12 protein-coding genes are annotated in these 11,397 nt (G+C 70.4%); 5 read left to right on the top strand and 7 right to left on the bottom strand.

What is annotated here, in order from left to right:
* The first annotated feature begins 242 nt into the window (after positions 1-242).
* A complete protein-coding gene (serB, locus tag AB0N07_RS40820; protein ID WP_365844215.1) occupies positions 243-1,457 on the top strand; it encodes a phosphoserine phosphatase SerB in 1,215 nt (404 codons plus the stop codon).
* A gap of 109 nt (positions 1,458-1,566) precedes the next feature.
* On the opposite strand, the gene AB0N07_RS40825 is transcribed toward serB, so the two are convergent.
* The 4 genes from AB0N07_RS40825 to AB0N07_RS40840 form a co-directional block, all read right to left on the bottom strand.
* Positions 1,567-2,085: a histidine phosphatase family protein gene (locus AB0N07_RS40825; protein WP_365844217.1), complete on the bottom strand. Its 519-nt coding sequence runs from the start codon at positions 2,083-2,085 to the stop codon at positions 1,567-1,569.
* A 65-nt stretch (positions 2,086-2,150) separates the two neighbouring features.
* Entirely contained in the window at positions 2,151-2,357 is a 207-nt protein-coding gene (locus AB0N07_RS40830; RefSeq protein ID WP_365844219.1) for a hypothetical protein, read from the bottom strand.
* 180 nt (positions 2,358-2,537) lie between these two features.
* The gene (locus AB0N07_RS40835) at positions 2,538-2,654 is read right to left on the bottom strand and encodes an SGM_5486 family transporter-associated protein (RefSeq protein ID WP_269787331.1); all 117 of its coding nucleotides are present in this window, start codon (positions 2,652-2,654) and stop codon (positions 2,538-2,540) included.
* A 43-nt stretch (positions 2,655-2,697) separates the two neighbouring features.
* A complete protein-coding gene (locus tag AB0N07_RS40840) occupies positions 2,698-3,990 on the bottom strand; it encodes a CynX/NimT family MFS transporter (RefSeq protein WP_365844221.1) in 1,293 nt (430 codons plus the stop codon).
* Between the two features lie 69 nt (positions 3,991-4,059).
* Between AB0N07_RS40840 and AB0N07_RS40845 the strand changes: the two genes are divergently transcribed.
* The gene (locus AB0N07_RS40845) at positions 4,060-4,749 is read left to right on the top strand and encodes a FadR/GntR family transcriptional regulator (RefSeq protein WP_365844223.1); all 690 of its coding nucleotides are present in this window, start codon (positions 4,060-4,062) and stop codon (positions 4,747-4,749) included.
* Here the strand turns inward: AB0N07_RS40845 and AB0N07_RS40850 are convergent.
* From AB0N07_RS40850 to fabG, 3 genes are all read right to left on the bottom strand, one after another.
* Positions 4,730-5,077, bottom strand: coding sequence for a hypothetical protein (locus AB0N07_RS40850; protein WP_365844225.1), 348 nt, complete (start codon positions 5,075-5,077; stop codon positions 4,730-4,732). The genes AB0N07_RS40845 and AB0N07_RS40850 overlap by 20 nt on opposite strands.
* Positions 5,078-5,280: 203 nt before the next feature.
* Positions 5,281-6,048 carry an enoyl-ACP reductase FabI gene (gene fabI / locus AB0N07_RS40855; protein ID WP_365844227.1) on the bottom strand — a complete coding sequence of 256 codons (768 nt, stop codon included), beginning with the start codon at positions 6,046-6,048 and terminating at the stop codon, positions 5,281-5,283.
* 5 nt (positions 6,049-6,053) lie between these two features.
* Positions 6,054-6,773: a 3-oxoacyl-[acyl-carrier-protein] reductase gene (gene fabG / locus AB0N07_RS40860; protein ID WP_232653182.1), complete on the bottom strand. Its 720-nt coding sequence runs from the start codon at positions 6,771-6,773 to the stop codon at positions 6,054-6,056.
* 256 nt (positions 6,774-7,029) lie between these two features.
* Here fabG and AB0N07_RS40865 point away from each other — a divergent pair, with 256 nt between their 5' ends.
* Genes AB0N07_RS40865 through tyrS form a run of 3 tightly spaced genes read left to right on the top strand, consistent with a single transcriptional unit; the run spans position 7,030 to position 11,269 of the window.
* Positions 7,030-8,553 carry a TldD/PmbA family protein gene (locus tag AB0N07_RS40865; RefSeq protein ID WP_365844229.1) on the top strand — a complete coding sequence of 508 codons (1,524 nt, stop codon included), beginning with the start codon at positions 7,030-7,032 and terminating at the stop codon, positions 8,551-8,553.
* Positions 8,550-9,944, top strand: coding sequence for a metallopeptidase TldD-related protein (locus tag AB0N07_RS40870; protein WP_365844231.1), 1,395 nt, complete (start codon positions 8,550-8,552; stop codon positions 9,942-9,944). Before AB0N07_RS40865 ends, AB0N07_RS40870 begins: the two co-directional genes overlap by 4 nt.
* A 56-nt stretch (positions 9,945-10,000) precedes the next feature.
* Positions 10,001-11,269 (top strand): tyrosine--tRNA ligase, encoded by a 1,269-nt coding sequence (tyrS, locus tag AB0N07_RS40875; protein ID WP_365844233.1) that lies wholly within the window; start codon positions 10,001-10,003, stop codon positions 11,267-11,269.
* Positions 11,270-11,397: the final 128 nt, after the last annotated feature.

Here is an 11,397-nt window from a genome sequence, read left to right on the forward strand (position 1 = left end):
TCCCGCCGGCCGAGCCGGAGCGCGAAGCCAAACACGTCGGCCCCCACGCAACCGACCCCGGCACACGTACGCCATCCAGGGCGCCCGCCCCCAGCCGAAGCAGCCGGGGCGGCCGGTGCTCCTCGGTGCGGTCGTGGTCGGGTCGTAAGGCTTTGGACATCCTCTCGACACCCACTGTTCCGTGTCCGGCAGGCGGACCGCGGCGGCGGGCGGCACTGGGTGCCGGATACGGTGGGTACACCATGAGCGCATCGCAGACCTCGACCTCTGACGTCCCCACCCTCCTCGTCAAGATCTTCGGCAAGGACCGGCCGGGCATCACGGCCGGCCTGTTCGACACCCTCGCCGCCTACTCCGTCGACGTGGTCGACATCGAGCAGGTGGTCACCCGTGGCCGGCTCACGCTGTGCGCGCTCGTGACCCCGCCGGCCCACGGGCTCGAGGGCGATCTGCGGGCCACCGTCCACAGCTGGGCGGAGTCGATGAAGATGCAGGCGGAGATCATCTCCGGGCGGGGCGACAACCGGCCGCGCGGCCTCGGACGCTCACTGGTCACGGTCCTCGGTCACCCGCTCACGGCGGAGGCGACCGCCCGGATCGCCGCGAAGATCGCCTCCGCCGGCGGCAACATCGACCGCATCTTCCGCCTCGCCAAGTACCCCGTCACCGCGGTCGAGTTCGCGGTGTCCGGCGTCGAGACCGAGCCTCTGCGCACCGCCCTGGTGACGGACGCCGCGGCACTGGGTGTCGATGTGGCGGTCGTCGCGGCGGGACTGCACCGGCGCGCGCAGCGGCTGGTCGTCATGGACGTCGACTCGACGCTCATCCAGGACGAGGTGATCGAGCTCTTCGCGGCGCACGCCGGCTGCGAGGACCAGGTCGCCGAGGTGACCGCGGCCGCGATGCGCGGGGAGCTGGACTTCGAGCAGTCGCTGCACGCGCGCGTGGCGCTCCTGGAGGGGCTCGACGCGTCCGTGGTGGACAAGGTGCGCAGCGAGGTGCGGCTGACGCCGGGGGCGCGGACCCTGATCCGTACGCTCAAGCGGCTCGGGTACCAAGTGGGCGTGGTCTCCGGCGGGTTCACCCAGGTCACGGATGATCTGAAGGAGCGGCTGGGGCTCGACTTCGCGCAGGCCAACACCCTGGAGATCGTCGGCGGCAAGCTCACCGGGAGGGTCACCGGCGAGATCGTCGACCGTGCGGGCAAGGCGCGGCTGCTGCGCCGGTTCGCCGCGGAGGCGGGCGTACCGCTCGCCCAGACGGTGGCGATCGGCGACGGCGCCAACGACCTGGACATGCTCAACGCGGCCGGTCTCGGCGTCGCCTTCAACGCCAAGCCTGTCGTACGGGAGGCCGCGCACACCGCTGTGAACGTGCCCTTCCTGGACACGGTCCTGTATCTGCTGGGCGTCACCCGTGAAGAGGTCGAGGCCGCGGACACGCACGACGAGCAGTAGTAGCCCCCATCGGCACGTCGAGGGGCCCGGCACCGTGGTGGTGCGGGGCCCCTCGGTCGTCGTGTCGCCTGCTCGCTTCGTCGGTCGTCTACTGGTTGCGCCGTGTCGGCTACTCGGTCGGCGCCCAGTAGTCCAGCAGCGTGGCCACGCCCGGCTCCAGGGTCTTCCAGGGGCCCTCGAAGGACAGGACGACGAAGGCGGCGGCCGGGAAGCCGCGGCGGTTCATCCGCTCGCCGGCGTCACCCTCGGACGAACCGGCCAGGATCTCGGCGAGGCCCTGCACGCCCGGGTTGTGGCCGATGAGTACGGCGTTCTGCACGTCGTCGGGGGTCTCGTTGAGCAGCGCGATCAGCTCGCCGGGTGAGGCCTCGTAGATCCGCTCCTCGTAGACGGTTTTCGGCCGGTGCGGGAATTCATGGACGGCGAGCTTCCAGGTCTCTCGGGTCCGGATCGCGGTGGAGCACAGGGCCAGATCGAAGGGGATACCGGTGTCGGCCAGCTTGCGTCCGGCGACTGCGGCGTCCGTGCGGCCCCGCTCAGCGAGGGGGCGCTCGTGGTCGGTCACCTGTGGCCAGTCGGCTTTCGCATGGCGGAAGAGGACGATCCTGCGGGGTTCTGCGACGCTCATGGCACCCAGCTTCGCATGAAACAGGCCATGGGGCGCAGGGAGTTGACTGGCGGCCGAACCGGTGCTCAGCGGCCTATGAGCTGCTGTGCCCGCTCGAAGAGGTGGGTGATCGCCGGGTCGCCCGTCGCCGCCTGTGCGTTCGACGGGTTCAGCATCAGAGCCAGCAGCACGATGAAGGCGAGCGTCGGCAGGGCGAGGGCCCACCAGGGCAGCCGGATGTCGATGCCACCCGTGGTCGCCGGGTGGGGCCGGGTGTGCGACTGGGCCGACATGGGTGCCTCCGCTGGATCTTCGGGTCTCGGTGATCCGCCTTACGCGGTCACACCTCGAAGTTACGGAATCCGGAGCCTTCAACCCATCCGGAGATCCACCCAGTTGACCCTGACACTCACCCCCTAGGGGATGGTGGTGCTAGCCCCACCATCGGGCCCGTCGGGCCGCCCGGCGGACGGTCACGGCGAGGCGATCGTCGCGATGATGGCGATGATCACGAAGATGGCGAGGAACGAGCCGAAGACGAGCAGCATCTTCTTCTGGCCGTTCTGGGGGTTCGGGTCGAGCACTGGCATAAGGCCAGTCTCCCACCCGCCACCCGGGACGGTTCGGCCGGGGTCAGCGGGCCGCCTCGTCCTCCACCGTGCGGCTGCGCCCCGCCAGAACGCCGACGACCATCTGCGGGACCATCAGGGCGGCCATCAGCGCGATCGGCAGCCCCCACCCGCCGCTGTGCTGGTAGAGCACGCCCACCAGGAGCGGGCCGGGGATGGAGATCAGATAGCCGGTGCTCTGCGCGAACGCCGACAGCTGGGCGACGCCCGCGCCGGTCCTGGCCCGCATGCCGACCATGGTGAGGGCCAGCGGGAAGGCGCAGTTGGCGACGCCGAGCAGCAGCGCCCAGGCCCAGGCACCGGCCGCCGGTGCGAGGTACAGGCCCGCGTAACCGGCGAGTCCGCAGGCGCCCAGCGCGATCACGATCGGCCCCTGGTGCGGCAGCCGGGCGGCGACGCGCGGGATGACGAAGGCCAGCGGCACGCCCATCACCATGGTGACGGCGAGCAGCAGCCCCGCCGTGCCCGCGGGCACGCCCGCGTCCCGGAAGATCTGCGCCATCCAGCCCATCGTGATGTACGCGGCGGTGGCCTGCAGCCCGAAGAAGACGGCGAGCGCCCAGGCGGTGCGACTCCGGGTGATCCGCAGCGCGGGCGCCTCCACGCGCGCGTGCCGCCCGGCCGGCTGCTCGGCGGGCGCCGCATCCCGCTGCCGTACGAACGGGATCCACGGCAGCACGGCCGTCGCCGCGAGGGCCGCCCACACCGTGAGTCCGGACCGCCAACTGCCGCCCAGCACCTCGGTCATGGGCACCGTCACCGCGGCCGCCGCGGCGGTGCCCAGGGCGAGCGCCATCGAGTAGAGGCCGGTCATGGAGCCGACCCGGTCCGGGAACCAGCGCTTGACGATGACCGGCATCAGGACGTTGCTGACCGCGATGCCCATGAGGGCGAGCGCGCTGGCGGCGAGGAAGCCGGCCGTGCCGCCCGCGTACGGGCGTATGAGCAGGCCCGCGGTGATGGCGACCATGCCCGCGCACACCACCGCGCCCGGTCCGAAGCGGCGGGCGAGGCGGGGGGCCGTGACGCCGAAGACGGCGAAGCAGAGCGGGGGCACGGAGGTGAGCAGGCCGGCCACGCTGCCGCTCATGCCGAGCCCGTGGCGGACCTCTTCGAGGAGCGCGCCCAGGCTGGTGATGGCGGGGCGGAGGTTGAGGGCCGACAGGACGATGCCGAGCACGAGTAGTCTCGTCCTCCACGCGCGCGTGGCGGGTCGCCGGGGCTCGTCCGGGGCCGGAACGGCCACGGTGGTGAACATCTTCGTGCGGGCTTCCTCGCTTGCCATGCCGTCCATCATAGAATCATAGGATGATTGGTTGTCCATCCCGGGTCGGCCGGATCCGCCCGCCGCGTGCGAAGGTGTGCCATGCCCCTGAGTCATCCCCGCCGTTCTGCGTTGTCCGAGCAGGTCATCGCCGCGCTCCGGCACGAGATCACCTCGGGCGAGTGGCCGGTCGGCTCCCGCATCCCCACGGAGCCCGAGCTGGTCGAGCAGCTCGGGGTGGCCCGGAACACGGTCCGTGAGGCCGTCCGCGCCCTCGCGCACAACGGTCTGCTGGACATCCGTCAGGGCTCGGGCACGTATGTCGTGGCGACCAGTGAGCTGGCGGGCGTGATGCACCGCCGCTTCGCCGACGCGGACCCGCGGCACATCGCCGAGCTGCGCTCCACGCTGGAGTCGGCAGCCGCCAGGCTCGCCGCCGGGCGGCGCACGGAGAAGGACCTCAAACAGCTGGACGCGCTGCTCGTGCGGCGCGAGGAGGCCTGGGAGTCGGGCGACACGGAGACCTTCGTGACGGCGGACGCGACCTTCCACATGGCGGTGGTGGCCGCCTCGCACAACGACGTGATGACCGCGATGTACGCCGACCTCGGCGAGGTGCTGCGGGACTGGCTGCGCGAGGACGTCGGCCGGGAACTCACCCCGGAGACGTACATGGAGCACACGCGCCTGGTCGACGCGATCCGCACGGGCGACGCCGAGGCCGCCGGTGCGGAGGCCGCGAGCTATCCCTTCCTGTGCCGTCCCGGACGGTTCAGCGCCTCTGGTGACTGATCCACGCCGAGCCGACTTCCTTCCAGCACCGGCCGGTGAGCCGTACGGTCATCGCCGGACCGGTGTCGACAGGGGTGCCGTCGGTGTCGAGGTCCCACCAGCGGGCGCACTCGACGTGCAGGCTGACGCCGTCGGTCTGCGGATAGGGGTTGTGGCAGTACGCGATCACATGGGAGCCGGCGACCCTGGTGCGGCACTCGGCGCCGAAGAGCTGCGGCGCCGGCGGCTTCCCGGGCTTCACGCGCGCGTGCGGCATCGCCTCGTACGGCAGGGACATCACGAGAGCGACGGCGACGGTCACTGAGGCCAGGTTGCGGAAGATGCGCACAAGGGGACCTCCTCGGCCGTGCTGGGGAGGGGTTCACGTGCCGGACCCGTAATCCAGGGTGCGCAGTCGTGGCCCGGCCCGCCCGACCGCATAGCCCGAACGGGTGACATCGCGGCGATGGCACCGAGGCCGGCGGACGCGCTGAGGGCCCGCACCCCGGCAGGGTGCGGGCCCTCAGTGTCGGCCGAGGCCCAGCGGCAGCGTCAGGCGCCGATGGCGTGCAGACCGCCGTCCACGTGGACGATCTCGCCCGTGGTCTTCGGGAACCAGTCGCTCAGCAGGGCGACGATGCCCTTGCCGGCCGGCTCCGGGTCCTTGAGGTCCCACTCCAGCGGGGAGCGGCTGTCCCACACCGAGGCCAGGTCGCTGAAGCCCGGGATGGACTTGGCGGCCATGGAGCCGATCGGGCCCGCGGAGATCAGGTTGCAGCGGATGTTCTGCTTGCCCAGGTCACGGGCGAGGTAGCGGCTGGTGGCCTCCAGGGCGGCCTTCGCCGGGCCCATCCAGTCGTACTGCGGCCAGGCGTACTGCGCGTCGAAGGTGAGGCCGACGACCGAGCCGCCGTTCTGCATCAGCGGCAGGCAGGCCATGGTCAGCGACTTCAGGGAGTACGCCGAGACATGCATGGCGGTGGCCACGGACTCGAACGGCGTGTTCAGGAAGTTGCCGCCGAGCGCGTCCTGCGGCGCGAAGCCGATGGAGTGCACGACGCCGTCGAGGCCGCCGAGCTCCTCGCCGACGATGTCGGCCAGCCGGCCGAGGTGCTCGTCGTTGGTGACGTCGAGCTCGATGACCTTGGTGGGCTTCGGCAGCTTCTTGGCGATGCGCTCGGTCAGCGTGGGCCGCGGGAAGGCGGTCAGGATGATCTCGGCACCCTGCTCCTGGGCCAGCTTGGCGGCGTGGAAGGCGATGGAGGACTCCATCAGCACACCGGTGATCAGGACGCGCTTGCCCTCGAGAATTCCGCTCATGGTGATCAGTGACCCATTCCCAGTCCGCCGTCAACGGGAATGACGGCTCCAGTGATGTACGAGGCGTCGTCCGAGGCGAGGAACCGCACCGTCGCGGCCACCTCCTCCGGCTGCGCGTAACGGCCGAGCGGCACCTGCTTGACGATGCCCTCGCGCTGCTCGTCGGTGAGCACCTTGGTCATGTCGGTGTCGACGAAGCCGGGCGCGACGACGTTGAAGGTGATGTTGCGCGAGCCCAGCTCACGGGCGAGGGAACGCGCGAAGCCGACCAGGGCGGCCTTGGAGGCGGCGTAGTTGGCCTGGCCGGGGCCACCGTACAGCCCGACGACCGAGGAGATCAGGACGACGCGGCCCTTCTTGGCGCGCAGCATGCCGCGGTTGGCGCGCTTGACCACGCGGAAGGTGCCGGTGAGGTTGGTGTCGAGGACGGACGTGAAGTCCTCCTCGGACATGCGCATCAGGAGCTGGTCCTTGGTGATGCCGGCGTTGGCGATCAGGACCTCGACCGGGCCGTGCTCGGCCTCGATCTCCTTGTAGGCCTGCTCCACCTGCTCGGTGTCGGTGATGTCGCACTTCACCGCGAGGCAGCCCAATTCCGTAAGGGCGGCCGGCGGCTCACCCGAACGGTACGTGATGGCGACCTTGTCGCCGGCGTCGGCGAATGCGCGGGCGATGGCGAGGCCGATGCCCCGGTTGCCTCCGGTGACGAGAACCGAGCGGCTCAACGGATCACCCTTTCGATAGCGGTCTGATACCCCCCGCCCGAACACCTGGATGACAGGCGGCTTCCTCGAAAACCTATCGGTCCAGATGCTCCCGCGGACAATCGGGCACCGACAGTGGCTTACGGGACTCACTGTCGGGTCCCTACAGAAAGTTCCCGGTACCGGCTCGAAACCTGTGGTCCGCGGCCCGGTCACGCGAAATGATCGGAGCAACCGCCGGTCCGATCACAGGTCACGACAACAAGGAGAGACCTCGGTGCCTCATACCATCGACGAAGCCTTCACGGCACTTCCCCTACGGGCCCTGACCGACGCGGCGCTGGCACGCGCGCGTGCCCTGGGTGCCGAGCATGCGGACTTCCGGTTCGAGCGGGTGCGCAGCGCGTCCTGGCGCTTCCGGGACGCCAAGCCCGCCGGTTCGTCGGACACCACCGACCTCGGGTACGCGGTACGGGTCGTGCACGGCGGCACCTGGGGCTTCGCATCGGGGGTGGATCTGAGCCTGGACGCCGCCGCCAAGGTCGCCTCGCAGGCGGTGGCGATGGCGAAGCTCTCCGCCCAGGTGATCAAGGCGGCCGGCTCGGAGGAGCGGGTGGAGCTCGCCGACGAGCCCGTGCACGCCGAGAAGACCTGGATCTCGTCGTACGACATCGACCCGTTCTCCGTGCCCGACGAGGAGAAGTCGGCGCTGCTGGCGGACTGGAGCGCGCAGCTGCTCGCGGCGAACGGCGTCAACCACGTCGACGCCTCGCTGCTCACCGTGCACGAGAACAAGTTCTACGCCGACACGGCCGGGACCGTGACCACACAGCAGCGCGTGCGGCTGCACCCGCAGCTGACGGCCGTGTCGGTCGACGAGTCGAGCGGCGAGTTCGACTCGATGCGCACGATCGCGCCGCCCGTGGGACGCGGCTGGGAGTACCTCACCGGCACCGGCTGGGACTGGGAGAGCGAGCTCGCGCAGATCCCGGAGCTGCTCGCCGAGAAGATGCGCGCGCCGAGCGTCGAGGCAGGCCTGTACGACCTGGTCGTGGACCCCTCCAACCTGTGGCTGACCATCCACGAGTCCATCGGCCACGCCACCGAGCTGGACCGTGCGCTCGGCTATGAGGCCGCCTACGCCGGCACCTCCTTCGCCACCTTCGACCAGCTGGGCAAGCTGAGGTACGGCTCCGAGCTGATGAACGTCACCGGCGACCGCACCGCCGAGCACGGCCTTGCGACGGTCGGCTACGACGACGAGGGCGTCGAGGGCCAGTCCTGGGACCTGGTGAAGGACGGCACGCTCGTCGGCTACCAGCTGGACCGGCGGATCGCGAGGCTGACCGGGTTCGAGCGGTCCAACGGGTGCGCGTTCGCCGACTCCCCCGGGCACGTTCCGGTGCAGCGCATGGCCAATGTGTCGCTGCAGCCGGATCCGGCCGGGATGGCGACGGAGGACCTGATCGGAGGAGTGGACCGGGGCATCTACGTCGTCGGTGACCGTTCATGGTCGATCGACATGCAGAGGTACAACTTCCAGTTCACGGGTCAGCGGTTCTTCAAGATCGAGAACGGTCGGATCACCGGGCAGCTGCGGGATGTCGCGTACCAGGCGACGACCACCGACTTCTGGGGCTCGATGGCCGCGGTGGGCGGCCCGCAGACGTATGTCCTCGGAGGTGCCTTCAACTGCGGCAAGGCCCAGCCGGGCCAGGTCGCCGCCGTCTCGCACGGCTGCCCCTCCGCGCTCTTCAAGGGCGTCAACATCCTCAACACCACGCAGGAGGCCGGTCGATGAGCGCCCGCAGCAGCAAGCCGCACGAGATCGTCGAGCGGGCGCTGGAGCTGTCCACCGCCGACGGCTGTGTCGTCATCGCCGACGAGCACTCGACCGCCAATCTGCGCTGGGCGGGCAATGCGCTCACCACGAACGGCGTCACGCGCGGGCGTACCCTCACGGTCGTCGCGACCGTCGACGGCAAGGAGGGCACCGCCTCCGGTGTCGTCTCCCGCTCGGCCGTGACCGCGGACGAGCTGGAGTCGCTGGTGCGGGCCGCCGAGGCCGCCGCCCGCGGCGCCGGGCCTGCGGAGGACGCACAGCCGCTGGTCACGGGCGTCGCGCAGTCGCCGGACTTCGTGGAGGCGCCCGCCGAGACCTCGTCGACCGTGTTCGCCGACTTCGCGCCGGCACTCGGTGAGGCGTTCGCACGCGCGCGTGCGGGCGGCCGCGAGCTGTACGGCTTCGCCAACCACGAGCTGGTGTCGAGCTATGTGGGTACGTCGACGGGCCTGCGCCTGCGGCACGACCAGCCCAACGGAACGCTGGAGCTGAACGCCAAGTCCCCGGACCGTACGCGCTCGGCGTGGGCGGGCTGTTCCACGCGTGACTTCAAGGACGTCGACCCGGCCGCGCTGGACGCGGAACTCGCCGTACGCCTCGGGTGGGCCGAGCGGCGGATCGAACTGCCCGCCGGGCGGTACGAGACGCTGCTGCCGCCGACCGCCGTCGCGGACCTGCTGATCTACCAGATGTGGTCGGCGTCCGGCCGGGACGCGGTCGAGGGCCGCACGGTGTTCTCCAAGCCGGGCGGCGGCACACGCGTCGGCGACAGGCTCAGCGAGCTGCCGCTGACCCTGCGCAGCGACCCGAACGAGCCGGGCCTGGAGTCGGCGCCCTTCGTCATCGCGCACTCCTCCGGCGGCGACCAGTCGGTGTTCGACAACGGCCTGCCGCTCGCGGCCACCGACTGGGTACGGCAGGGCGAACTGGCCCACCTGACGACCACCCGGCACAGCGCGGGCCTGACCGGGCTGCCGGTGGCTCCCGCGATCGACAACCTCATCCTTACCGGCGGGGACGACCGCTCTCTTGAGGAGATGGTCGCGAACACCGAGCGGGGGCTGCTGCTGACCTGCCTCTGGTACATCCGCGAGGTCGATCCGGCCACGCTGCTGCTCACCGGTCTGACCAGGGACGGCGTCTACCTCGTCGAGAACGGCGAGGTGAGCGGCGAGGTCAACAACTTCCGCTTCAACGAGTCGCCGGTCGACCTGCTCGGGCGGGCCACCGAGGCCGGGCGCACGGAAAAGACGCTGCCGAGGGAGTGGAGCGACTGGTTCACTAGGGCTGCGATGCCTGCGCTGCGGGTGCCCGACTTCAATATGAGCTCTGTCAGTCAGGGCGTATAACCTCGTAGCCGGTGGTCGCTCGACCGCCCGAAGATCATCAAGGAGATACGAGAACCGTGACGGACATCGTCGACGAGCTGAAGTGGCGGGGTCTGTGGGCCCTGTCCACTGACGAGGATGCTTTGCGCAAGGCGCTCGCGGACGGTCCCGTCACGTTCTATTGCGGGTTCGACCCGACCGCGGCCAGTCTGCACGTCGGCCACCTGGTCCAGGTCCTCACCATGCGCCGGCTCCAGCAGGCGGGCCTGCGCCCGCTGGCGCTGGTGGGGGGCGCGACCGGCCAGATCGGTGACCCGCGCCCCACGGCGGAGCGCACGCTGAACGACCCGGAGACGGTCGCGAACTGGGTGACCCGGCTGCGCGCGCAGATCGAGCCGTTCCTGTCCTTCGAGGGCGAGAACGCCGCGGTGATGGTGAACAACCTGGACTGGACGGCCGGTCTGTCCGCCATCGAGTTCCTCCGGGACATCGGCAAGCACTTCCGCGTCAACAAGATGCTGACCAAGGACTCCGTCGCGCGCCGGCTCGAGTCCCAGGAAGGCATCAGCTACACGGAGTTCAGCTACCAGCTGCTGCAGGGCATGGACTTCCTGGAGCTGTACCGGAGGCACGGCTGCACGCTCCAGCAGGGCGGCAGCGACCAGTGGGGCAACCTCACGGCGGGCCTGGACCTGATCCACAGGCTGGAGCCCGACGCCGAGGTGCACTGCCTGGCGACGCCGTTGATGGTCAAGGCGGACGGCACCAAGTTCGGCAAGACCGAGGGCGGCGCCGTCTGGCTCGACCCCGAGATGACGACGCCGTACGCGTTCTACCAGTTCTGGCTGAATGTGGACGACCGGGACATCTCGACGTACATGCGGATCCTGTCCTTCAAGTCCCGTGAGGAGCTCGAGGAGCTGGAGAAGCAGACCGAGGAGCGCCCGCAGGCCCGTGCCGCTCAGCGCGCGCTGGCGGAGGAGCTGACGACGCTGGTGCACGGCGCCGACCAGACGGCCGCAGTGATCGCCGCGTCCCGTGCCCTCTTCGGGCAGGGGGAACTCGCGGAGCTGGACGAGCGGACGCTGGCGGCGGCGCTGTCCGAGCTGCCGCATGTCCGGGTTGCCGAGCCCGGCCCGGTGGTGGACCTGTTCGCCGAGGTCGGGCTGGTGGCCAGCAAGTCGGCTGCGCGGCGGACCGTGAAGGAGGGCGGGGCGTACGTGAACAACGTGAAGGTCGCGTCCGAGGACGCGGTTCCCGCCAAGGAGGATCTGCTGCACGGGCGGTGGCTTGTGCTTCGGCGGGGCAAGAAGAATCTTGCCGCCGTTGAGGTCACTGGAGCGTAAGCGCCGTAGGGGTGCGGGAATCTGCGGGCTGCGGCCTCGTCGTGGCTTGTCGCGCCCACGCGGCGGAGCCGCATATCGACACAGCCCCGCGCCCCTTTGGGGCGCTCTCAGCAGCCCTTTGTCGAAGA

The organism is Streptomyces sp. NPDC051172 (assembly GCF_040682555.1).
GTDB lineage: Bacteria > Actinomycetota > Actinomycetes > Streptomycetales > Streptomycetaceae > Streptomyces.